The sequence below is a fragment of the Streptomyces spirodelae genome (assembly GCF_017676385.1).
GTDB lineage: Bacteria > Actinomycetota > Actinomycetes > Streptomycetales > Streptomycetaceae > Streptomyces > Streptomyces spirodelae.
Genome location: NZ_JAFFZN010000004.1, coordinates 307283 through 329697 on the forward strand (window position 1 = coordinate 307283; position 22415 = coordinate 329697).

At 69.4% G+C, this 22415-nt stretch carries 17 protein-coding genes and 3 pseudogenes; 9 read left to right on the forward strand and 11 right to left on the reverse strand.

Annotated elements, in window-relative coordinates; translation table 11 throughout:
* The first annotated feature begins 269 nt into the window (after positions 1-269).
* Positions 270-1700 carry an FG-GAP repeat protein gene (locus JW592_RS07245; protein ID WP_209264070.1) on the forward strand — a complete coding sequence of 477 codons (1431 nt, stop codon included), beginning with the start codon at positions 270-272 and terminating at the stop codon, positions 1698-1700.
* Positions 1701-2150: 450 nt separating this feature from the next.
* On the opposite strand, the gene JW592_RS07250 is transcribed toward JW592_RS07245, so the two are convergent.
* Positions 2151-3458, reverse strand: coding sequence for an MFS transporter (locus tag JW592_RS07250; protein WP_209264071.1), 1308 nt, complete (start codon positions 3456-3458; stop codon positions 2151-2153).
* A gap of 222 nt (positions 3459-3680) precedes the next feature.
* On the opposite strand from JW592_RS07250, the gene JW592_RS32585 reads away from it, so the two are divergent.
* Positions 3681-4004 carry an agmatine deiminase family protein gene (locus JW592_RS32585; protein WP_229375294.1) on the forward strand — a complete coding sequence of 108 codons (324 nt, stop codon included), beginning with the start codon at positions 3681-3683 and terminating at the stop codon, positions 4002-4004.
* A gap of 71 nt (positions 4005-4075) precedes the next feature.
* Here JW592_RS32585 and JW592_RS07260 read toward each other — a convergent pair whose 3' ends face one another.
* From JW592_RS07260 to JW592_RS33155, 3 genes are all read right to left on the reverse strand, one after another.
* Positions 4076-4273 carry a hypothetical protein gene (locus JW592_RS07260; protein WP_209264143.1) on the reverse strand — a complete coding sequence of 66 codons (198 nt, stop codon included), beginning with the start codon at positions 4271-4273 and terminating at the stop codon, positions 4076-4078.
* A gap of 181 nt (positions 4274-4454) precedes the next feature.
* Complete coding sequence (locus tag JW592_RS07265) at positions 4455-5063, reverse strand: TetR/AcrR family transcriptional regulator (RefSeq protein WP_209264073.1); 609 nt, start codon at positions 5061-5063, stop codon at positions 4455-4457.
* A 373-nt stretch (positions 5064-5436) separates the two neighbouring features.
* Positions 5437-5787, reverse strand: coding sequence for an SAM-dependent methyltransferase (locus JW592_RS33155; protein WP_209264074.1), 351 nt, complete (start codon positions 5785-5787; stop codon positions 5437-5439).
* 96 nt (positions 5788-5883) lie between these two features.
* On the opposite strand from JW592_RS33155, the gene JW592_RS07275 reads away from it, so the two are divergent.
* From JW592_RS07275 to JW592_RS07285, 3 genes are all read left to right on the forward strand, one after another.
* The gene (locus tag JW592_RS07275) at positions 5884-6807 is read left to right on the forward strand and encodes an NAD(P)/FAD-dependent oxidoreductase (RefSeq protein ID WP_209264075.1); all 924 of its coding nucleotides are present in this window, start codon (positions 5884-5886) and stop codon (positions 6805-6807) included.
* 28 nt (positions 6808-6835) lie between these two features.
* On the forward strand, positions 6836-7480 hold the full coding sequence (locus JW592_RS07280; protein WP_209264076.1) for a hypothetical protein: 645 nt from the start codon (positions 6836-6838) through the stop codon (positions 7478-7480).
* 61 nt (positions 7481-7541) lie between these two features.
* The gene (locus tag JW592_RS07285; protein ID WP_209264077.1) at positions 7542-8312 is read left to right on the forward strand and encodes a hypothetical protein; all 771 of its coding nucleotides are present in this window, start codon (positions 7542-7544) and stop codon (positions 8310-8312) included.
* Positions 8313-8885: 573 nt separating this feature from the next.
* On the opposite strand, the gene JW592_RS07290 is transcribed toward JW592_RS07285, so the two are convergent.
* The 5 genes from JW592_RS07290 to JW592_RS07310 form a co-directional block, all read right to left on the reverse strand.
* Entirely contained in the window at positions 8886-9884 is a 999-nt protein-coding gene (locus JW592_RS07290) for an MASE1 domain-containing protein (RefSeq protein ID WP_209264078.1), read from the reverse strand.
* A gap of 187 nt (positions 9885-10071) precedes the next feature.
* Entirely contained in the window at positions 10072-11403 is a 1332-nt protein-coding gene (locus tag JW592_RS07295) for a PP2C family protein-serine/threonine phosphatase (RefSeq protein WP_209264079.1), read from the reverse strand.
* Positions 11403-11876 (reverse strand): hypothetical protein, encoded by a 474-nt coding sequence (locus JW592_RS07300; RefSeq protein ID WP_209264080.1) that lies wholly within the window; start codon positions 11874-11876, stop codon positions 11403-11405. The genes JW592_RS07295 and JW592_RS07300 overlap by 1 nt, the downstream gene beginning before the upstream one ends.
* A gap of 763 nt (positions 11877-12639) precedes the next feature.
* Positions 12640-13155 carry a hypothetical protein gene (locus JW592_RS32595; RefSeq protein ID WP_229375296.1) on the reverse strand — a complete coding sequence of 172 codons (516 nt, stop codon included), beginning with the start codon at positions 13153-13155 and terminating at the stop codon, positions 12640-12642.
* A 549-nt stretch (positions 13156-13704) separates the two neighbouring features.
* The gene (locus JW592_RS07310) at positions 13705-15147 is read right to left on the reverse strand and encodes an MFS transporter (protein WP_209264081.1); all 1443 of its coding nucleotides are present in this window, start codon (positions 15145-15147) and stop codon (positions 13705-13707) included.
* A 170-nt stretch (positions 15148-15317) separates the two neighbouring features.
* Between JW592_RS07310 and JW592_RS07315 the strand changes: the two genes are divergently transcribed.
* Entirely contained in the window at positions 15318-16118 is an 801-nt protein-coding gene (locus tag JW592_RS07315; protein WP_209264082.1) for an AraC family transcriptional regulator, read from the forward strand.
* A 490-nt stretch (positions 16119-16608) separates the two neighbouring features.
* Here JW592_RS07315 and JW592_RS07320 read toward each other — a convergent pair.
* Positions 16609-16968 (reverse strand): annotated as a pseudogene (locus JW592_RS07320) (alcohol dehydrogenase catalytic domain-containing protein); the annotation flags it as partial.
* A 920-nt stretch (positions 16969-17888) separates the two neighbouring features.
* Between JW592_RS07320 and JW592_RS07325 the strand changes: the two are divergent.
* Both JW592_RS07325 and nusG read left to right on the forward strand, forming a co-directional pair.
* Positions 17889-18158, forward strand: a pseudogene (locus JW592_RS07325) (LUD domain-containing protein); the annotation flags it as partial.
* 1101 nt (positions 18159-19259) lie between these two features.
* Positions 19260-19385 (forward strand): annotated as a pseudogene (gene nusG / locus JW592_RS33555) (transcription termination/antitermination protein NusG); the annotation flags it as partial.
* Between the two features lie 550 nt (positions 19386-19935).
* Here nusG and JW592_RS07335 read toward each other — a convergent pair.
* A complete protein-coding gene (locus tag JW592_RS07335) occupies positions 19936-20967 on the reverse strand; it encodes a LacI family DNA-binding transcriptional regulator (RefSeq protein ID WP_209264085.1) in 1032 nt (343 codons plus the stop codon).
* 139 nt (positions 20968-21106) lie between these two features.
* Between JW592_RS07335 and JW592_RS07340 the strand changes: the two genes are divergently transcribed.
* Positions 21107-22411, forward strand: a complete 1305-nt coding sequence (locus JW592_RS07340) for an ABC transporter substrate-binding protein (RefSeq protein WP_209264086.1) — start codon at positions 21107-21109, stop codon at positions 22409-22411.
* Positions 22412-22415 lie beyond the last annotated feature (4 nt).

A 22415-nucleotide genomic window follows, 5' to 3' on the forward strand; every position in this document is an offset into this window, starting at 1 on the left:
CGGCGGGTCGGTGGTGACGTGGCGGCGAGGGTGAAGCGCGGATCGGCCGGGGGCGGGCCGTCTTCCGGCGCACATCCGGCCTGCCATGGGGGCCCGGAAGGGGCAGTGCGACCTCAGGAACTCGAACAACCGAGACAGCCCCCACTCCCGGCCATGGTGGTGCGCCTTGTGTGCACGGCCGTATGCGTCGGTTCCTCTGATCGGGGACCGCCGTGTACGGTCGTCGCTCGGTCGGCGTCAAGTGGGGGATGACAGTGAGCAGGAGGACCATGGCCGCGGCGGGTGCAGTGATCGCCTCGCTGCTGCTCGGTGCGTGCACCGCCGACAGCGGGGAACCCACCGACGGCGGGGGGCCGTCGGCGGCTGCGTCGCCGTCGATGCCCCCGAAACCGGCCGGGACCCCAGGCGACCTGCGGCGCGGACCCGACCGGCCCCCCGCCGGGTCCTCCGCGGACCGGCCCCGGACCGGTGACTTCAACGGCGACGGCCGCGATGATCTGGCCGTGGCGACTGGCACCCACATCGCTGTGGTGTACGGCTCCGCCGCGGGGCCCGACCCGCGTACCCGCGCCACGGTGCGCATGCCCGAGGAGGTGGAAGTCGGCCCGTCGCCTGCCAAGCGGCTGCACCGGTCCGATCTCGACCAGGACGGATTCGTCGATCTGCTGGCCACGCTCGCCGACGGACGTCAGTACGCGCTGTGGGGCGGGGCGCGTGGCGTCACCGGCCCTCGACTGCTGGCCACGGGATACGCCGCCGACCCCGCGCCGCCTTCCGTGGGCTGGGGGCCGGGTGCGGCAGGGGACTTCGACGGGGACGGTAGCGGTGACGTCCTCTGGCTCGGCACGGGGACGGGGCCGGTGGGGGTCATTCACTATGGCCCGTTCAGCCGGGCCGGTGAGCCCACCCGCACACAGACCCTCGACGCCGAATACGCCGACAACAGCGAGCCGTACAAGGCGACCGCCGGTGACTGGAACGGCGACGGCCGCAGCGACTTCACGGTGTGGTTCCGCTGGACGGACCCGGAGGACGAGGGCGACGACGAGACCCGGATCGACGACGTGCTGCACTTCCGTGGTACCGGGAAAGGCGCGGACCTCTTGCGCGAGTATCCCGACCACCGCGCGCTGAAAGGCTTCGCCTGCGATGTGGAGGACGACGGCACGGATGAGACATGCCATGTCGGCTTCGACTCCTCCCGGCAGGAACTGACGGTGAGCATCACCGGCAGTTCCGGCGAGGGCCCCGGCACGGGTGCCTCCATGAGTGTCACCTTCCGCGATGTGCCCGGGCTCGATGCGCCCAAGGGCTTCAACGGCGGCGATGTGGTCGGCGAGGCGGTAGGAGACGTGACCGGCGACGGAAGACCCGACCTCGTGCTGGGCCTGAGCGGCGCCAACAAGGCCCACGGCGCGGTGGTGCTGCTCCCCGATGTGGCGCACGCCGACCGCGACTCCCGGCTGCAGTCCGTCGACCTGGAATCTGCCGGTGTCCCGGGTGAGAACAAGCCACATGCGCGCCCACGCTTTCGTCCGCGGCCCCCGCTACTCGATGTGGACGGCGACGGGGCTCTCGACGTCCTGGCCACCGCCAAGCAGGACCCCAGGCACTTTTGGCTGCTCCCTGGTTCGGCCAAGGGCCTGAACACCGAGACCACCCGGCGGCTCTTGCGATCGGACCTGGGCATCCCGCGCTGAGCGCCGCGCGAGGACAGAGCGAGCGGTCACGAACTCGACAGCCCGGCAGGGTCGGGCAGCCGTCCGCGACGGGCCCCTGGTGTCAGGGAAGCATGGTGCGGCGGTACCCAGCCGGTCCAGAGGGACAAGGCCCACCGTGGCGCCTGAGCACAAGAACGGGCACGACAGTCGGCGGGCAGCGCCGCCTGGAACGGTGTGCCCTGGACGCGCCCGCCCCTTCTACGACTGCGCGCAAGCGACCGCTGAGCATCGAGTGGCACAGGTCGCCTCGCCGCTCTCGACGTGCGCCCGCGCATCGACATGCAGATCCTGCGGCACGGCAAGATCGCCATCACGATGCAGGTCTACACGCGCGCACCGTCCGAGGAGACACGCAAGGCGCTGCGGAAGCTCGGCAAGCACCTTGGCGGCCCGGTCGACGATACCCGGCTGCCGGGCTCGGCTTCGGGCTCAGTTCACTGCCGACCGTCCGCCCGGATCCGGCCGGGCTACCGCTGCGATCTTTCCGCCCGCCACACCGGCGGCGGCTGGAGCCGTGGCAGCCGGCGCGCTCCTCCTCGACCGGGCCTGCCATGCCCGGTCGAGGAGGATGAGGGGCACCGCGGCGGCGGCCAGGCCGGCCCCGATCAAGCAGACCGAGGTGAGCGCGGCCCCCTGTGTGAGTGCGGCGGCTGCCAGGACGGGGGTGATGCTGATGCCCAGTTGGAACGCTGACACGTTGGTGGAGCCGGCGAGGCTCGGCGCGTCGGCTGCGAGGGCGAAGACACGTCCGTAGAGGGCCGGGTTCAGCACGAAAGCGGCGACACCGATCAGGAACACCATGGGCACCACTGCCCAGACCTGATGGATGGCGACCACCATTCCGGCGGAGAGGACCACGATCGCCGATGCGCCGGTGAGGAGGGCGACGTGCGGGTGCTTGTCGGAGACCCGGCCGCCGATGGACAGACCGATGAACGCACCGACCCCGAAGAGGGCGAGGATCGCCGGGATACGGATCTCGGGGACGGCGGTGATGTCTGCCAGCATGGCTGCCAGATAGTTGTAAGTGATCATGTACGCCGCAGTGGTCAGAATCGTGATCGCGTAGATTGCCCAGAGCTTCGGGTTCCGCATCGTAGCCAGTTCGCGCGACACGCTCGGGGCGGTGGGCCGGTCGCCATCCGCATCGGCCGCGGGGAGTCCGAGGAGGCAACCAACGATCCCGGCGACCGTCAGCGCCACCACGGCCCAGAAGCCGACGCGCCATTGGGTGAAGTGACTGAGCAGCGTTCCTGCCGGGCCGCCCGCGACCATGGCCACACTGAGCCCAGCGACCACGACGCCGGAAGCGCGCGCGTTCCGGTCCGGTGTCACCAGGCCGATCGCGGTCACCGATGCGACAGCGAAGAAGCCCGCGTAGGCCACGCCCGAGATCACCCTGGTCACCAGCAGGACCTGGTAGTTGCCCAGCAGTCCGACCACGATGCCGGCGGCGAAGGCACCCTGGGTCACCACCAGCGCGGTGCGCCGGGGCCAGTGCAGGCTGAGCACGGCACATGGTGGCCCTCCGAGTACGACCCCCAGCGCGAAGGCAGTGATCAGAAATCCGGCCGAGGAGAGCGTGACGTCGAAGTCAGCTGCCACCCTCGGCAGTACGCCCGCCAGCAGGAACTCCGCAGTCCCCATAGCGAACAAGCTGAACCCGAGCAGGTACACGCCGACAGGCAACCTGCCGGCGGCACTGTTCCGGGAGGTTCTGGTGGGGGTGGCGGTCATCGGCGCACACCCCCGATGTCACCTCGGCCGCCTGCGGCGGCAGCGGCTACGACCACCGGCCCGTCCGCCCGGCCCCCGGCGATGACGGTGCCCCACGGCGCCGGTGCCGCCGATCCGCTCACTGCATGCTTTGTCGCGTCCATTTGGACCACCTCCACCGAGAGGATCGGGACGGTCGCCCGCTTCCGGCAAAGACCGTTGCCGTTTCCGGGACACAATTGGTTGACTGACGACCAGTCACGCGGCGTCCTGGAGAACACGACCGACGCTCGTGGAAGAAGGTTCGAGATCATTGACCTCCCCGAACCCGACCCCACCCGGCTCGGCCGCCGCGGGGAGGACTTCCTCGGCTCCTACGCCAACTACTACATCGCCAACGACGCCGTCCTCATCCCCCGCTTCGGCGACCGCAAAGCCGACCAGCAGGCCGCCGCCGTCATCGGCGACCTCTACCCCGACCGCGAGGTCGTCCAGCTGGAGATCCACACCGTCGCCGAAGGCGGCGGCGGCATCCACTGCGCCACCCAACAGCAGCCCAGGGCCTGAAGAGAGCAACAGCTCGTTAGGTGTTGCCCGCTTCCCGTGAGGTTGAGGCACAGCCGCAGACCCCCCGGCGACTACTGCTTCCTGGTGAACCGGCCGATGTCGACCCTGCTGGGGATGTCGATCTCGACCAGCGATACTCCGGCAGGGCGGCCGGAAAGCCGGCCGGCGAGACCGGTGACGGTCTTCCGTGTGATCGCGAGGTGTTCGAGGTGGGGTTCGGCCTCCCGAAGCCGGGCCTGCGGTTCGCCGACTCGGTTTCGTTCACCCACACGTGAGGCGCCACAAGATCAGGGACTGTGTCCATCACCTTGTGTGCGTAGTCGCCGCACCCCTCCAGTGCGCGGCTTGTCAGGGCGGAGGAGGCCGGCGTCGCAGTGGACCGGCTGATGACGGTACCTGCGACACAGAAGACCCCGCTGCCGGTAGGGCTCTGCCGCAGTGAATCCGGCTTCAGTGAGGCTGGCTCGGCGGACGGGCGGCAACGACGCGGCGGAAGAGGGCCTGGACGGCTCCGGTGATGTCGGTGCCGGTCTGGGTGTGGTGGCAGGGGCCGGTGTAGGCGTGGGTGAGGAAGTCCGCGGTGAGTTGGGGGTCGGGTACGTCGAACTCGCCCGCCGTGTGGCCTTCCGTGAGGAGGGTGACGAGCAGGTCGCGGGCGACGGTGGCGGGTTCCTCGCCGGTGGCGCCGCCGGGTTCGTGGAAGAGCTGGTGGTAGAGCTCGTGGTGATCCTGTTCGGCAGCGATCCAGGCGGCGACGAGTCCGTCGAGACGTTCGGTCCAGGTCAGGCCGGGCTGTTCCAGGAGGGCGGCGGGCTGCTGGAGCATGCGGTCCCACATTTCGGCCTGGAGGGCGGCCAGGAGTTCGTGTTTGGAGTCGAAGTAGAGGTAGACCGTGCCCTTGGCGACCCCGGCGCGGGCGGCGACCTTGCTGACGGTCAGGGCCTCGTAGCCGTCGGCCAGGAGGAGGGCGGCCGTGGCGTCGAGGATCTGGCGGCGGCGGACGTCCGGGGGCTGGAAGCGGCCGGTGGGCTGGGCAGGGGCGGACTGGTCCGCGGGCACGGTCCCTCCTTCGTTGTCGGGTGACTGACTGACCGGTGGTCGGTCAGTCGGCGGACTCCAGGGTGTCATGCGGCTTGCGTGCGATGACGATGACCGCGTGGTCCTCGCTGGGGTGCTGGATGCGCGGTACGACTTTCCGTTCGGCGCGCACGATGTCCAGGCCGAGTGCGGTGAAGGCTTCGGTCAGCTCGGCGAGAGTGGCGAGGTCACCGGGTGCACCCCAGTCGCAGGCTTCCTCGTCCCATTCACCCAGGGCCAGGATCCCGCCGGGGGCGAGTGCGCTGGCCAGGACCGCGAGGGTCGCGGTACGAGCGGGTCCGCGGGGCGGAAGCGCGTAGGAGCTGAGGGCGAAGTCTTAGGTGGTCTCGGGCTGTCAGGTGGGGCTGTCGGCGACGGCGAGATCCACCCGGCCGTCCAGGTCGCGGGCGCAGGCGCTGGCGCGGGTGGAGGCGATGGCGCGGGACGCGAGGTCCACGCCGGTGACGCGCCAGCCGCGTTCGGCGAGCGCGAGGGCGTTGCCGCCGGCGCCGCAGCCCAGGTCGAGGGCCCTGCCTGGGGGGAGGTCGTCGGCGGGGGCGAGGAGCGCCAGGTCGGGGTCGGCGGTGTCGCTGCCGTCGCCGGTATAGAAGTCGTCCCACGCGAAGTCCGGGTACGAGGCGGCCCCGGGCCCGTGGGTGTGGGAGCTGTCGTGCGCGTGGCAAGCGTGGCCGGTGGTGTGGGTCACATTTCCTCCAGTGGGAATGAGATCGATCGAATGACCATTGGTCAGTAGTATGACCGATGGTCATTCGATTTCGTCAAGTCCCTTCGGAGGCATCTCATGGACACCACCGCCCAGTACGACACCGTGATCATCGGTGGCGGGCCCGCCGGCCTGACGGCCGCGCAGGCCCTGACCCGCTACCGATGCCGCTCCCTGGTGATCGAGTCCCCCGCCCCGCCCCGCAACGCCGCTTCCCGCGGTGTGCACGGCCTGATCGGCCTGGAGGGCGCCACCCCCGACGAACTGCGCTCCCGCGCCTGGGAGGAGCTGGACCGCTACGGCCTGGCCCGGCGGCTCGACGCCACGGTCAGCGAGATCACCCCGCTGCCCGGCGACGGCCTCACCGTTCGCACGGACGACGGGACCACCGCCTGGGCCCGGAACGTCATCCTGGCCACCGGCGTCATCGACCAGCACCCCGACGGCGTGGACGGCTTCGCCGCATGCTGGGGCCGCACGGTGATCCACTGCCCCTTCTGCATCGGCGAGGAGAACGCCGAGCGCACCTGGGCCCTGGTCGCCGACGACGCCCGCTACCTCGGCATGGCCGCCACCGCCTTCCGCGCCTGGACCGGCGACACCATCGCCATCGCCCCGCCCGCACTGCCCGGCGCCGACGACCTGCGCCGGAATCTGCGCGAGCAGGGCAGTGACCTCGTCCAGGGCGAGATCACCCGCCTGCACCACACCGACGGCGACCTGCACGCCGTGGAGCTGGCCGACGGCACCCTCCTGGAACGCCAGACCCTGCTGTGGCCCCAGCCGCAGCGCCAGGTCCCGCTCGTCGAGCGCCTGGCCGCGGAGCACGGCCTGGCCCTGAGCGACGGCTACGTCACAGTGGACGACGGCCGCCAGACCAGCATCCCCGGCCTCTACGCCGCCGGCGACCTGACCGGCCAGACCTGGCAGCAGGGAGTCGTCCCCGCCGTCACCGCTGGAAGCGCCGCAGCCGACGCCATCCACTTCGCCCACCTGGCCTGAGGGCCCCGACACCCCACCGGAGCCCGCCGTGCCCGAGCAGGACTTCACCGACTACATCGACCGCATCGGCGGCCACGTCGGTGACCGCACCCCCCTCTACCAGGCCGTCGCCGCACACACCGGAGCCCGCCGCGTCCTTTACCCCGGCAGCTACCTCGACCTCGCCCCCTCCTACCACTGGCCCGATGTCACCTACCTCGACGCCGACGCCCGCGCCCGCGCGGCCTTCCAGGGCCCCGACGCCACCACCCTCGCCACCCGGCACAAGCAGTACCCGGAACAACCCCGCATCGCGTTCGTCCCCGGCGACTACACCCGCACCCTCGCGGAACTGCCCGCGGCCGAGTGGGATCTGGTGATCTCCCTGTATGCGGGTCCCGTCTCCGAACACGCCACCCGCTGCCTGCGCCCAGGGGGCTGGCTCCTGGCCAACAACAGCCACGCCGACGCCGGCCTCGCCCACCTCGACCCCCGCTACCGGCTCGCCGCCGTCCTCCACCACCGCTCCGGCCACTACCGCCTCACCACCGACGACCTCGACCGCTACCTGCAGCCCCAACGCCCGCCCCACCCCACCCGCGAACAACTCCACGCCACAGGCAGAGGCACCGCCTACACCCACCCGGCCACCGCCTACCTCTTCCGCCTCCACCCCCGCACGCGCGAAACGTAGACCCGGCCGGGTTCTGCGGCACGTGCCACAGTGGTCAGCGCCTCCGAGCAGAATGTGCGCCATGGCGGACACAGCAGCACTGTACGGGCTGATCGGGGCAGTCGGTGGGGCCGTCGTTGGTGCAGGCGGCGCAGTGTTTGGACCATTGCTCCTGCACCGTCGGCAGGCGGCAGAGCGGCAGGAGACGCTGCTGCAGCAGGAGGAGTGGGAACGTGCGCAGCAGCGTCGTGAGGAGGATCTCCAGCGGCGTCAACAGCAGTTCGAGTTCCGAATGGCCGAAGAGGACAGGCGGGCAGCTGCGGAGCGAGAGCGGGCTGCCGAGATACGCGCCCGACAATTGGCTGTGACGGAACGCTTGATGCGCATGCGTTCGACCACGCGCGCATGGCATCTTCTCCTTCTGGATACTTTCGGCGAGTTGAGGCGCGGCCGGTCTGTTGACGCTGAGGCGTTCTCCGAGGCATGGCACGCTGCCAGGGATGCAGTCAACGAGGCTTTCGACGAAGCACTCCACGACGGCCTCTGGTTCGCACACGCTCGCTCTGCCCGAACGCTGATAGGTCGCGGCTCGATGGGCCGTGCCGTGTCACCAACCGATCACGGGATCGACGTGACTACCCTCGGGGCGGCCCTGTCGTCTGCGACCTACACCATTATTGATTGCGTGGAGGCCGGGTGCCCGTTACCCGAGGACCTGGCCGCACAGGCGGAGACCATGCTGCTCCACCTCAAAGCCGCCCGGGAGTCACTCGGCGCGTACATCGTCGGCCGACTGGCCGCGCTCGGCGTGGAGGTAGAGCACCGCCAGGAGGGGAACGAAGGGGATGGCTGAGCGGGGCCTTCAGCGGAGCGGCCTGACTTCGCCGTACGCCTGGCTCGGCCGGGATCGGCCGTTCTTCCGCTCCACCCGGCCCAGCACTCCACGCACGTACTCTCGCATCCGCCACCGCAGATCCGCCCGCGAGAGCCGGCCCGCATGTTGGGCTGGGCATGGAGGGGGTTAGTGAAGCCGGTGTGTGCTGCGGAGTTGGAGGCGGCGTTCGCGCGCAGGCGGCAAAGGCGAACTGAGTACCGTGCCGGAGATCTGGCCACCGTGAGAATGGGACTGCGAGGCGCGCATCGCCACCGAACACCCGACAGAGGCGGAGGTCCGCGCCTGCCGGCTCGCGTTGCGGTTCGACCGAGCCGACCCGGCACTGAGGGTCCACCGCGGGGGCAGGGCACTGAAGTCAGTCCTGCCGCCGTCCGAGCCGACCCGGGCTACCAGGAGCTTCGCGAGCACCAGAAGCAGCTGCGGGACCAGGCCCGCCGGATAGGGTCGCCAAGGGCCCGTCGACGTGACGCACCGTGGATCGCCGCCATCGGCCGTATGCGAGGGGGCGGTCGGTCCAGCACGGCCGAGCGGTCAGCGGTCTTCCGGCTTCTCTCCCCAGCCTTCGGGAAGTGCTGACGGATCGCCGAGATCCGGTACGATCCGTGCCGTCATCTCTGCGAGCCGCCTGCAGGTTTCCTCGATTTTCCGTTGGGTTTCGTTACGTTCGCTGATGGCTGCGGCGAGCAGCAGCGCGGTCATCGCAGCGGCGCCGTTGAACGCCTGCAGCACGATCATGTTGGTCAGCAGGGTGTGGCCGGTGAACGGACCTGAGCCGCGGGTGGCGGCGAGGATCGCGCTGGTGGACACGGCCAGCGCGCATGGTGCGGCGGCGGCAAGCTGGAAGCGGAAGGCTGCCCAGATCAGCAGCGGGAAGGCCAGGAAGATCAGCGGTACCCGATTGGTTTCCAGGACGCCGACGCCGATGGTGGTCGCAACAAGCAGCGCTCCCTCTCCCCACCGGGAGGGTGGCGCGTGCTTCGGCCAGTGCGCCGAGCGGAGGACGAGCAACAGGGGGACGACCACCAGGACGCCCATCGCATCACCGGTCCACCAGACCCACCACGTGGGCCAGAAACCGTCGGCGGGCAAGGCGTGAGCGAGGCGCAGGGTGCCACTGCCCACAGTCGCGCTGATGAGCATCCCGGCGAACCCGCCGAGGAATACCAGTGCGAGCGCGTCTCGGAAGCGGCTGATCCGGGTGCGGAACCCGACGCGGTGTAGGAGCGCGTAGGAGCAGAGAGGCGCCAATGTGTTGCCCGTGGTGATCGCGAGGGCGGCGGGGACCGATGGCCCGGGTGAGAAATTGATCAGGAAGGCGCCCAGTGCGATGCCTGGCCAGATCCGCGGGCCGATCAGGAGCAGGCCCGCCAGCGCGATGCCGGTCGGTGGCCACAAAGGGGTGACCTGGCCGCGCACGAGCTGCTGGAGCAGTCCCAGCCTGCCCGAGGCGTAATACAGCGCGGCGACGGCGCCGATCTGCAGGACCGTGATGCCACCGCGCCGGAGCCTGTCACGGTGAGTGGCGTTCATGGGCACGTCTTCCGGCCGACTCTGCCAGGGCGTTCCTCCACTGCGCCCGCCGAGTCCACCACACTGACGCTCATCTGTGTGACCTTTCGAGATGTGCCTGCCGGGTTGCTTCAGGTGACCGGCTCGGGAGCGGTGTCGCGCCCTGACGGTTCCTCTTCAGCCGGGTGGCTGCGGGCTGTCCGATACATCAGTGCGGGGTGCGCAGGGCGAGGATGGCCATGTCGTCGTGCCCGTCGCTGGGGTGATGGTCGGCGAGCGTCTGCACGAAGTCCTTCAAGGGCAGGGCCGCGTGCGTGGTGGCGAGTTCGGCCAGTTCGTTCAGGCTCTCGTCGATGGAGTGGTCCGGGTGTTCGACGAGACCGTCGGTGAAGAAGACCACGGTGGCGTCCGGGGGCAGGGGGCGGGTGTGGTCGGGGCGGTGTTGCTCGCTGTTGACGCTCAGCGGCAGTCCGGGGTCGGCGGAAAGGTATTCCGCTCGGCGGTCGGGAGTGATCAGCAGAGGCGGGATGTGGCCCGCGGTGCTCCAGTGCAGCCTCCATGCGGGCCCGGCGGGTTCGATACGCGCCAGCAGGGCGGTGGTGACGGGGCTGTCCGTGATGGCCTGCAGCACACGGTCGAGCTGGGCGAGGACCGCGCTGGGCGGAGTGCGCAGGGTGAACAGCAAGGCGCGCAGCATGTTGCGGGTGGAAGCCATGGCGGCTGCGACGTTGAGGTCGTGTCCGACCACGTCGCCGATGACGATTGCCACCGCGCCGTCGGGCAACGGGACGGCGTCATACCAGTCGCCGCCCAGGTGGTGGGGTGCTGCGGCGGGCTGGTAGACGGCGGCTGCGTCGAAGGGCCGCACGTCGGGCAGCGTCGGCAGCAAACGCCGCTGGAACTGTTCGGAGCCGGTACGCACCTGTTCAAGGAGACGGACGTTCTCGATCGCGATGCCGGCGGCGGTGGCGAGGGCAGCGACGATGTTCTCGTCGTGGACGTCGAAGGGTTGTCCGTCGTGCCGCTCGGAGAGATAGAGGTCGCCGTAGATTTCGCCGCGGACGCTGACGGCTACCCCGAGCAGGGTGCGCAGGTGCGGGTGACCGGGCGGGAACCCGGCGGAGGCCGGGTGGGAGGGGATGTCATCGATCCGCAGGGGTTCTGGGTGGTGGATCAGGTGACCGAGCACGCCCAGGCCACGGGGAAACGCCACCTGGGAGAGGGCCGCGTGTTCCTGCTCGGACAGGCCGACGGCGATGAACTGCTTCAGGTCCTCGCCGGACTCGTCGAGAACGCCCAGTGCCCCATAGCGGGCGCCGACCAGATCCATGGCCGTGGACACGATGCGGTGCAGCACCGCAGGCAGCTCCAGCTCCCGGGTGATGGCCACCACCGCGTTCAGCAGGCTCTCGACCCGGTCCTTGGCAGCGGCCAAGGCGCGCAGCTGCTCGTCGACCCGGAGCAGTTCGGCGTCCAGACGGGCCAGTAGCTCGGGACGGCGTGGCTGGTTCACACCTTTGTCCTCCTCGTCGCCCGCCATCACGACCGCCCGGCCGCCCGGCACTCGACAGCCTTGCGGGCCTTGCTGGCCACCGGACCGGTGGTGGCGGAGCCGATCCTCGCTGCAGTGGCCGTGCCCACCATCACAGCAGCGGCACCTGCCGGTGCGAGAGCCGTGCCTCGATCCGCATAGGGGGCGCAGCGGGTCGGCATGGGACGGCAGACGATCGCACAGCACCCACCGCCGACCCACACCCCGTTCGGCCCCGGCTTCACCCGCACCGTCGCATCGAAGAAACGGGCAGGCACCGAGTAGCAGCGCTCCCGGACAGTAACCCTGCGGTCGCAGCGCACCGTCGGCATCAGATCGACCCCGATGTCCTGCTCATCCGCGCGCAGCAGTAGCCCCGCCATCGCCTCCCGCAGGCCCCGCTTGCGCACATAGTTCCGGACCGCGGAGTACGAGGCACGTACGGGCCGTACTCGGCCACCGGCCGCTGCGGCAGCACCCACTCGGCGGTGTGCCGCAGCTTCCTCCGCACCGGGGCCTCGCGTAGCGTCGCCTCCAGGGAGCCCTTCAACGGCTGCAGCGCGCACTCCCGCAGCGCGAGCTTCGCTGTCCGCTTCACCGGCACCGGAGGCCCGATCCCTCTGGTCACCGTGTTCCGCGGCACCCGGCGTTCCTCGGCCACGGCCCACCCGGGTTCCGCGGGCTCTGCCGCTCGTTCCGGCGGATCCCCTCATGCAGCCACTCACACGATCTGTGCACCCACACTCTCCTGATACGCCCCGGATCAACTCGCACAGGGTACGGCGGCCCAACAGCCCAGCCGGCCCATTACATCGAAAGCGGCACGTCACCACCATCGTGCAGGGTGGCCTCGACTCGTTGCTGGTGCGATGGCTGCCGTGCCTCCCGCCCCGCCCCGCGTCACAGGCAGTCAGCTCAGACAGTCGGCCTCCCACCGGCCACTCACCACACGGCCCGGCCGGAGAGAACGAGTCGGCAGGACAACCGTGCGGCGACCATCTGCGGTGCCTCCACCGGATCCCGGACACGACCCGGACTACCCGGACTACGCAGACCCGGCCCGGTGCGCGGATATCTCACCGGTCACCCTCTGCTCACACGGCGAGAGCACCGTCTCATCCGTCTCGGACAGGCGCCGCCCTGCCGCTCGGGGAGGATGGCCGACCCGAAACCGCTGTCGGTTCCCCGGGCACGCTGACCTCGACGGGGCCGGCAAGCGGGGACCGGACTTGGGGCAGCGGGACCTCAGCCGGTCTCTGTTACCAAGTCGCTGCGGGCTCCATCGTCACTCCGCTCGGGGGCTCCGCGGCAGGCGCTGTCCAGGCATCTGCTCGCCGGAGTCAGTGATGGTGGTGACCGGTGCGGTGGTGAGGGAGTCCTCGGCATCGGGTGTCTCCTGGGAGGGCGAGGCGGGGGAGTGCGGGTGGGTGAGCGAGGCGATGTGGGCGGGTTGAGGTCGGCGAGTACGCCGCGGACCTCCCGCAGTTCGGTGCGAAGCTGAGTGACGACGTCCTGGACGGTGGTGTTGAGTGCCTCTCCGTTGGAGTTCAGCCTGTTGTAGACCTCGCGGAAGTTCGTGCGCATCCGGTTGAGCTCGTCGACGACCTCCTTGGCCGTCTTGTCGTGGGCAGCCCGGTTGGCCGACTCCAGTTTCTCGACGCTTTTGTCGAGTGCGTCCCGGAAGTTCTTGTCCGTGTGCACGACGGCGGTGTGGAGCATCGTCAGGGCGTTGGTGAGGTCCGGGTTGGGCTGGCGGGCCATTTTCCTCCCACTCGTTGCGTTCGGTAGTCGACCGAGTTCGTTGCGTATGCTGCTTCGGGGGGTGGGGCTTCCCGCGCGGGAAGTTCGGTCAACCGGCCTGAGAGCGGCGGTTGTTCGGATGGAACCGGCCAGTTCGGGGTGTCCTACTGGCATGCGCCTGCCCGACCGGTGTTGTCCCTTTCCGTGCTTCGCCTGCGGCTCAGTCACGGCGCAGACGAGGATGAGCAGACAGCGGCAAAGGGGGGATCGTGACGCAGAAGGAGAGCTGGGGCATTGGCGGCCCTCACGTTCTGCCCATTCGGCGTCGTTCCAGGCGCGGTGCTGATCGACCAGGTCGGTTGCGATGGAACCGCCGTCGGCCCGGGCTGCCAGTGGTGCCACAGAGCAGCGTGCTGCTCCTGGGGCCCCCTGGCTCGCTTGGTGACGGGCTCGCTCGGTGCCGGGCTCTATCGCGTGGGCCAGGGCGCGGCTGATCTGGGCGGCCGCGTGCTGGAGGACGGTCAGAACCACCCTCCGTGAGGTGCGGGGCTACGTACGGTGGGCCGGAGCTCATCCGGCGTCGAGTTCGGCTTCTGGGCGGTGGTTCTTCCCGAGCAGGGTGGCTATGAGGACAGCGCCGAGAGCGAGGAGGGCGGCAGCGACGGTGAGCGCGAGTGAGAAGCCTTCCGTCGCGGCGCGCAGGGGGGCGCCCTGCGCGGCCAGGGCGTCGCTGCGGTGCGTGGCCAGAGCGACAAGCACCGCCACCCCCACTGCGCCGCCGACTTGTTGAACGGAATTCAGGACGGCCGAGCCGAGCCCGGCGTTCTCCTCGGTGGTGCCCGTGAGCGCGGCGACGGTCAGGGCGGGCAGACCCAGTCCGCATCCCAGGCTCGTGACGAGCATGCCGGGCAGCACTCCGGAGGCGTAGCCGTCGCTCGGCGCCACTCCGGAAAGCAGCAGCAGCCCGGCCACGCTGATCAGGAACGACATGACGAGGGCCGGGCGCAAGCCGAGCCTGACCACCGCCCGGGAGGAGAGCCACATACCCGTAAGAATGCCGGCACCGTAGGGCAGGTAGGCGAGGCCGGCCGTGAGCGGGCGGTAGCCCAGCACGGTCTGCAGGTGCACCATCAGCAGGAAGGCCATCGCGTACATGGCGGCGGAGAACAGCAGGGTCGCCCCATTGGCGACGGCGCGGATGCGGAAGGACAGGAACGAGACCGGCACCAGTGGCTCGGCGGTGCGTGCCTCGACCGCGACGAAGGCGACGGCCAGGAACACGGCCAGAACCAGGGGCCCGACAGCCGCCGTGTCGCCCCAGCCTGATTCCCCGGTCCGGAGCAGTCCGTAGACCAGGGACACCACAGCGCCGGTGCCGAGTACCGCGCCTGGTGCATCGAGACGTGCCGCGCGCACGGCCCGGCTCTCGGGGACAAGGCGCGGGAGCAGCGCAACGGCCGCAAGGGCCACCGGCACATTGATCAGGAAGATCCAGCGCCAGGACGCGAGGCCGGTCAGCACGCCGGAGATCACCAGCCCCAGCGTGCCGCCCAGAGCCGCGACACCTCCCCAGATGCCGAACGCCTTGGCACGCTCCTCGGTGCCGGGAAACAGGAGTGTGATCAGTGCCAGCGCGGCCGGGCTGGCCATGGCCGCTCCCGCGCCCTGGACGAACCGCCCGGCCACGAGCTGCCAGGGCTCCTGCGCGGTCCCGCAGATGAGGCTCGCCGCACCGAACAGCGCCACCCCGGTCAGGAAGACGCGTCTGCGGCCCAGCAGGTCGGCCATGCGGCCGAACAGCAGCAACAGCCCGCCGAAGGCGAGGAAATAGGCGTTGACGACCCAGGCCAGGCCCGTGGGGCTGAAGCCGAGCTCATTGCGCATGCTGGGGAGCGCGACGCTCACCACGTTGTCGTCGAGGACGAGCATGAACTGCACGAGGCACAGCACTGCCAGGGCCGGCCTGCGGTGCCCAACGGCTTTGGCAGTGGCCGTGGTTGATACCGACATCATGCCAAGCGTCCTGTCCTCGTGAGCGTCCTGTGGGAACGCCTGTGGGAACGGTGGCAGCGCCCGTGGCGCGGATGACTGATCGGCATGGGACGACGCTATGCACCGGCCGTGTTGACCGCGATGCGCTACGAGGCCACGTCGTAGCGCATTGGGGACATAGGCTTGGGAGCATGACCGATGCCGTCGTTGGGGCTGTCCCGGCCGGGGTGGGCGCAATCATCGTCGGAACCTTTCCGTTGGCGCCCGGGCAGTGGTTCATCCCGCACAGCCACCCGCAGCACCAGTTGGCCTGGGCGCGGCGCGGAGTGCTCGGCGTCGCTGTCGACGACGCCTACTGGGTTCTGCCGCCCACACGGGCGCTGTGGCTGCCTGCGGGGGTCGTCCACCGGACCGGCGCGACCCGCGAAGCGGTGCTGTGCAGCCTCTACTTCGAACCGGATAGATGCGACCAGGACTGGACAGAACCCACACCGGTTGGCATCGACGGGCTGCTGGCCCACCTGATCGCCTACCTCAGCCGCGAGAACCTTCCCGATGACGCGCGGCTACGGGCCGAGGCGGTTGTGCTGGATCTGCTGCGCCCGCTGCCGGCCACGCCCATCGATGTGCCGGACCCCGCCGACGACCGCGTACGCGCAGTGGCCGACGCGCTGCTCACCAACCCCGCGGACCCGCGGAGCCTTGCGGCACACGCACGGTCCGTCGGGGTGAGCCGACGCACCCTGACCCGGCTGTTCGTCCATGACACCGGCATGAACTTCGACCGCTGGCGGACCCATGCGCGGCTGCGTGCCGCCCTTCCCCTCCTCGCTGAGGGCCGATCCGTTTCCCGGGTTGCACATACCGTGGGATACGCGACACCGAGTGCCTTCCTCGCGGCGTTCCGGCGAACCGTCGGCACTTCCCCGGGACGCTACCTCAACGGCGACGCTTCGTTCGAGGCGTCCACTCCGAGCGTCGCCGATGAGTGATCACCGCGGGATGCGGACCTGAGGGAACGGGGGAGCCCTGCACCCCGTCGGTCACCTCCGGCGCGAGAGCACCTCTGGATGGCCGGTGGGACCAGTCGAGCCGAGGACGTCACCGCTGTACCCCGCCCGGCATCCCCGCAGACGGTCCGTGCACCCAGGTGATCGTAGTCCCAGGCTCGGGAAAGACCCCATCGCCTACGAGGTCGCCCGCCGCCCGAAGTCACCGGGAACGGGCGTCGGCCGGGGCGTTCGGGCAGCGATTGGTCGGCTTCCGCCTGGCCATCGTGGACGAGGATCACCGTACTGCCCGTCTCGCATCGAAGCCGTGGGCGATCGTCCACGACAGGCCCGCGCCTCCCCCCGGGGGGCCTACCAGTGCCTGTACACGACCGCCACACCTCAAAGCTGCGAAGATGAGGCCACCTTCGGCAAGCTGGCCTTCGTCCACCCCCCAAGGGGCAGGTCATCGAGGAGGATACGCTTGCCCCCTCGTGACTCCGGCGATCCCCAGCGCGGCGGCGTCGGCCAGGTCCACGCCCTCGGGGACGGTGCCGAGCGAGGCAGGGCTGACTGCCACCCGCTCCGCCCACGCGTGCGGAGCCATTCCCACTGCGACGCGCGTACCTTCGGGCGGCCCGGAGCCATCGGATGCGGCGCGCACCACGACGCCGGCCGCGTCGCGACCGTGCACAGCGCCGGCCGGCCACTGGTGCACGTAATTCAGCTCTCCGAAGTTGAGACCGATGTGCCGTATCTCAACCAACGTCTCACCGGCGGACGGTACGGGCTCATCGACGTCGGCGAACCGGACGGGTCCGGCCTCACTGTGATCCACCACAAGGGCGCGCATAGGGGTGTGCTTCCTTCTCTCCTGGACGTCCTGAACAACACTCGGCGCGGCAACAGATCGAGTGCACAAATGCCGCCGTGCCGTCTTCTTGGAACCCTATGCAGGACCGGGGCAGCGACCAGACCAGTGAGAATCAATCAGTCGACGATCTGTGTCGGTTCGACTCGTGGCGCGTCGAGCCCTGCACGCGTCTGGTGGGTGACGCTGTGACGGGCACAGACATGCTCGGGAATGTAATGATCTTGAGGTGTCAGCGCTTCCGTCGGGCGGCGGCGTCGGCGCCCAGGTCCTCGGCTTCCTCTACGGCCAGGGCAAGGATGGCAAGAGCGTGCTCCTGGACGTCATCGTCAAACTCATGGGCGACTATGCGGATGCGGCCCCCGCCCGGCTTCCTGATGGACAAGCCCAAGGGCGCGCAGAGCGTCTGCTGAACCCTCGCCCGACAGTGAGGCTGTGTGTCCGGTCCATACCGGCGCCGGCCCGCTGGGCACTCGACTCTGCCCAGCGGCGGGCCCGGCTCTGCCTTCGGGTAGAAGAGTGCTCCACCTCAGGTAGCAGGAAAGCGGAGGCGGGGCAGCCGATAATCGACGTCATGGTGTCCAGCGCTCCGTCATCCGCCGAGAGCCGTCCCCACCAGAGCGTCTTCGCGGGGCCCGGGGGCCGGGGGGACGGCATCTGTGCCGGGCAGCGGTCGAGGCGATTGCGGCTGGAGTGCTCGTCTCGTTCCTCTGCAAGGCTGAGGCAGAGCTCGACCCCGGCTCGGCGGCCGGCGGGGTGACTGCGCTGTGCCTGGGAGCAGGCGGCGTCGGGCTGGTGCTGGTGCGGCGCCGGTACCCGTCGGTCAGTGTGGTCGGCCTGGCCGTGCTGATGGTGCGCTGCTGCCCGCTGCGGCGTTGTTGGCGGCGGTGTCCGCCTACACTGCGGCGGTGGCGATCGCGGTCACCGGCACTCCCGTGTTGGACGGTGGCCCCGGTCAGGGCCGTCGAGCGGCAACGCTGGTGCCGGAGCGCCGCCTGTGCATGTTGCGAGCCGACCAGGTGGTTGCCTCGCTGCCGGAGGCGCTGTCCTGGCTGGACCCGCAGCGGCCACTGACTTTCGTCTCCGGCCCCTCGGTAACCAGCGACATCGAACTTGAACGGGTGGCGGGCGTGCACGGCCCCCGCACGCTGGAGGTGCTTGTCCTTCGCTGAGTCAACAGCTGCCGCGGAGCCCACGAGCGGGGTGACGATGGAACCCGCAGCGACTCGGCAGCAGAGACCGGCTGAGCGCCCCGCCGCCTCAAGTCCGGGCCCGCTTGCCGGCCCCGTCGAGGTCAGCGTGCCCCCGGAGACCGACGGCAGCTTCGGGCCGGCCATCGAACCCGAGCGGCAGGGCGGCGCCTGTCCGAGACGGATGAGACGGTGCTCTCGCCGTCCGAGCAGAGGCTGAGCGGTGAGATATCCGCGCACCGGGCCGAGGTCCCCGTGGTCCGGGTCGTGGCCGGGATCCCGTGGAGGCACCGCAGATGGTCGCCGCACGGTTGTGCTACTGACTCGCTCTCCCAGGCCGGGCCGTGTGGTGGAGCGGCCGTGGGAGGCCGACCGTCTGAACTGACTGCCTGAAGTTCCTGGTAGCCCGGGTCTCAGCTTGGCGCCTTTGTTCGCGGATTCGCGCAACGCCAGGTAGCGGTCGAGGACCGTCTCGTCCGCCGCCAGGGGCAACAGCCCGAACGCAGCGATGCCCTGTAGTGCGCTGTGTTTGACGCGTTTGAGCACCTGGGCGCGGCTCCAGCCCAATGGCGGCGGAGACCAGTTCGTTCGGTTCGAGTTCCAGCAGGCGCCGGGCGGCGTCGGCGCCGGCTTCCTCCACCGCGGTGAGGATGGCGGTCCGGTCCTGGCGTGCAACGTCGCCGATCGGCATCGCCCGGATCAGGCGCCACAACGGCGCGGCACGCCCACCTCAACATCGATCACGCTGCCACGGTAGCCTGCCATTCGGCCGCCGCGGCGACGGCCTCGGGCATGGACCAGCCCTTCAACGTGCGCCCTCTACGTGCCACGAACGCGGAAGGCGAGGTGCGGTTCCTGCCAGGTGCTCCGGAGTCGCTGGTCGGTGGTGGCGTGTTCGGGTGCCGGGTCGGAGACTGGATGGCCGCGCTCACAATGGCCGGAGCAATCCCCGAAGGGCCCGCACCACAGCGTGTCCCAGGCGGCTCCCCTGGCCCTCCGGCCCCCAGATACCCGCCTCGGGCGCACAATGCTCGGTTGCGGGGGAGGAGAGGAGAGCTCGTGCCCGGCCCATCCATCGGATGCGGAGTCGTCGTCACTGTCACTGACGGCCCTTTCATGACACTGCAGGCAGTGATCACAGAGCCGATCGGTTCCACGCAGGCCAAGGCCCTGGTTGAGCTGTTCGGCCGCCGCGTTCCGGTGGACCTGTACCTCTCCGGGTCAGCGGAGCGTCTCCAGGTGACGGCGGTGCCTGACCGTTCCGAGATCATCGCGAAGCATGCGGGCGCCACTCGCTGTTTCGGCGTGGTGGGACGCATTGCGTCCGGCAGGGACCGGGGCCGCCATGTCCGGATCGACAGGATGTCCGACCTGCCGGGAGGGGAGGAGTCCGAGGAGCCCACAGGTGTCGTGATCCGTATCGCCGACGACACTGACATGAGCGTCAACTGCGTGAATGAGTGGGTAGAGGACTGGGCGTCGGCCCAGCACTGACACCGATCCCGATCCATGCCGGGTGGTGACTGCGGCGATGGCGCATGGGAGACGGCGCGCCTTGTAGGGGCAAGCGGATCCTGGCCGCCTCACAGCGAGATCGTCCGGGCCGGTGCCCCTCAGCCCGCCAAGGCCGGGCAGATCGCCTCACTGAGAGTGTCACCGCGCCCTGCAGCCAGAGCATGAAGTCAACGTAACGGGTGGACACTCCTGTTGGCTGCGCGCGTGGTGTCGCGTGGTGTGACAGCCTCTCACCTTTCTGAGCTCACTGGGGCGGAGGCGGCGCCGTGCTCTTCCTGACGATCAGGCTGGTGGCCAGTTCCAGTCTGGTGGTCACTGGTTCCTGTGCGCGCAGGCGCAGCAGCATATGGACGGCCTCCTCGGCCATCTGCCGCAGCGGCTGGTGCACGGTCGTGAGCGCTGGGCTGGACCACCGGGCGACGGGGACGTCGTCGTAGCCGACCACGGATAGATCGTGCGGGACGCGCAGGCCGCGGACCCGTGCGGCCTCCAGGGTGCCCAGCGCCTGAAGATCGCTGCCTGCGAAGACGGCGGTCGGCCGCTCGGGGAGGGCGAGCAGCTTCATGGCCTGGTCGTAGCCGCCCTCGACATGGAAGTCCCCGTACCGGACGAGGGCCGGGTCGGTCTCCAGTCCCGCCATGCTCATCGCCGAGCGGTATCCGTCGAGGCGGGCCAGGGAGCAGAGCATGTCGTCGGGGCCGGTGATGATGCCGATGCGGCGGTGCCCGGATTCGATGAGGTGCCGTGTCGCCGCGACCCCTCCGCTCCAGTTCGCGGAGCCGACCGAGGGCACGTCGGGGTCGGGGTCCCCGGCCGGATCGATGATGACGAACGGGATGGCACGAGAGTGCAACTGCTGCTTGACCTCGGCCGGAAGCGCGGAGAAGACGAGCACCACGCCGAGCGGCCTGCGTTGCAGCACCCCCTCGATCCACTCGGGGCCGGGAGCGTGCCGGGTGCCGCTCTCGGTGAGGACCACGCTGGCTTGGTGGGCCTTGGCGGCGTTCTCCACGCCGCGGATCAGCTCCATGGCCCAGATGCTGTCGAGTTCGTGGAAGACGAGTTCGATGAGAGGTGCCTCCCGGGCCGCACGTGTGGTGCGCCGATAGGCATGGGTCTCCAGCAGACGCTCCACCTTGACCCGTGTAGGGGTGGCGACGTCCTGTCGCCCGTTGAGCACCTTCGAAACTGTCGAAATGGAGACACCGGCCTTCTCGGCCACCTGGGCCAGGGTGATGCGGCCCAACTCCTCGTCATCGCGCATGGGGAGGAGCATAAGCCACGCTCATCTCCCGCCGCAGCATAACGAGTTGGTAACTGAGTGAGTGGGGGTTGACCCTCTGCGAGCCGCACTCTAGCGTCCCGACGCAATAAGTTTCGATGATAGCGTCGAAATATTTTCGAGAGGCGATGCGATGAGGCGACGCGCACGGTTCCCGAGGTCCTCTGCCGGTGGCGCAGCTCTGGCCCTGATGCTTTCCCTGTCCGCGTGCGGGGGAGGCACCGGATCGGCGGGCGGGGATGACGGCAAGATCCACGTCCTGGTCTACGGCGATGCCACGAACAAGGTGGAGAAGCAGCTCATCGCCGACTTCAACAAGACCTCGGACGTCAAGGCGGTGCTGGACACCATCCCGGGCGCCGACTACCAGGCCAAGCTTCAGACGATCATCAACAGCAAGCAGGCACCCGACATCTTCTTCAACTGGGGCGGCGGCAGCATCAAACCGTTCGTCGAGGCGGGGCTGCTGCTGCCGCTGGACGACTTCATCGCCAAGGACCCCGGCCTGAAGAAGAAGTTCCTGCCCTCGGTGTTCAACAGCGCCGTGGTGGACGGCAAGGCGTACGGCATCCCCATGCGCGGCACCCAGCCCGTGCTGCTCTTCAGTAACAAGAAGGTACTCAAGGACGCCGGCGTCCGGCAGCCGGAGACCTGGGAGGACCTGCTGGCCGCCGTCAGAAAACTGAAGGCCGAAGGTGTCACACCGATCGCCCTGGGCGGTGGGGACAAGTGGCCCACCCTCATGTGGTTCGAGTACCTCTACGACCGAGTGGCAGGACCGGGGCTGTTCCGGAAAGCCCTCGACGGGGACAAGGACGCCTGGACCGGCGCCGGGAGCAGGAAGGCCCTCGGCATGCTCCGGGACCTGGTCGACGCCGGAGCCTTCGGCACGAACTACGACTCGGTGAAGTTCACCGACCAGGGCTCGCCCACTCTCCTGGCCAACGGCAAGGCGGCATTCGAACTGATGGGTTCCTGGGAGTACGCCACCCAGCAGGACTCACATCCGGAATTCGCCGAGAAGAACCTCGGCTACAGCGCCTTCCCCACCGTCGAAGGCGGTAAGGGCGACCCCCGGAACCTCGTCGGGAACACCAACAACTTCTATTCCGTCCTGAAGAAGACGAAGCACCCCGAGGCCGTCGCGGAGTTCCTGAAGCTCCAGTACTCGGACAAGTTCGTCAAGGCACAGCTGGGTGTCGGCAACCTGCCCACCACAACGAACACCGAGAAGTTCCTGGACACCGCCGCCAGCCCCCACTTCGCGCACTTCCAGTACGACCTGGTCAAGAAGGCCCCGGCCTTCCAGCTCTCCTGGGACCAGGCGTACCCGCAGAAGGCGACGACATCCATGTACCAGGCCCTACAGCGGTTCCTCAACGGAGGGCTCGACGAGGACGGCTTCATCAAGGCGATGCAGGCCCTGCCCACCTTCTGACCGC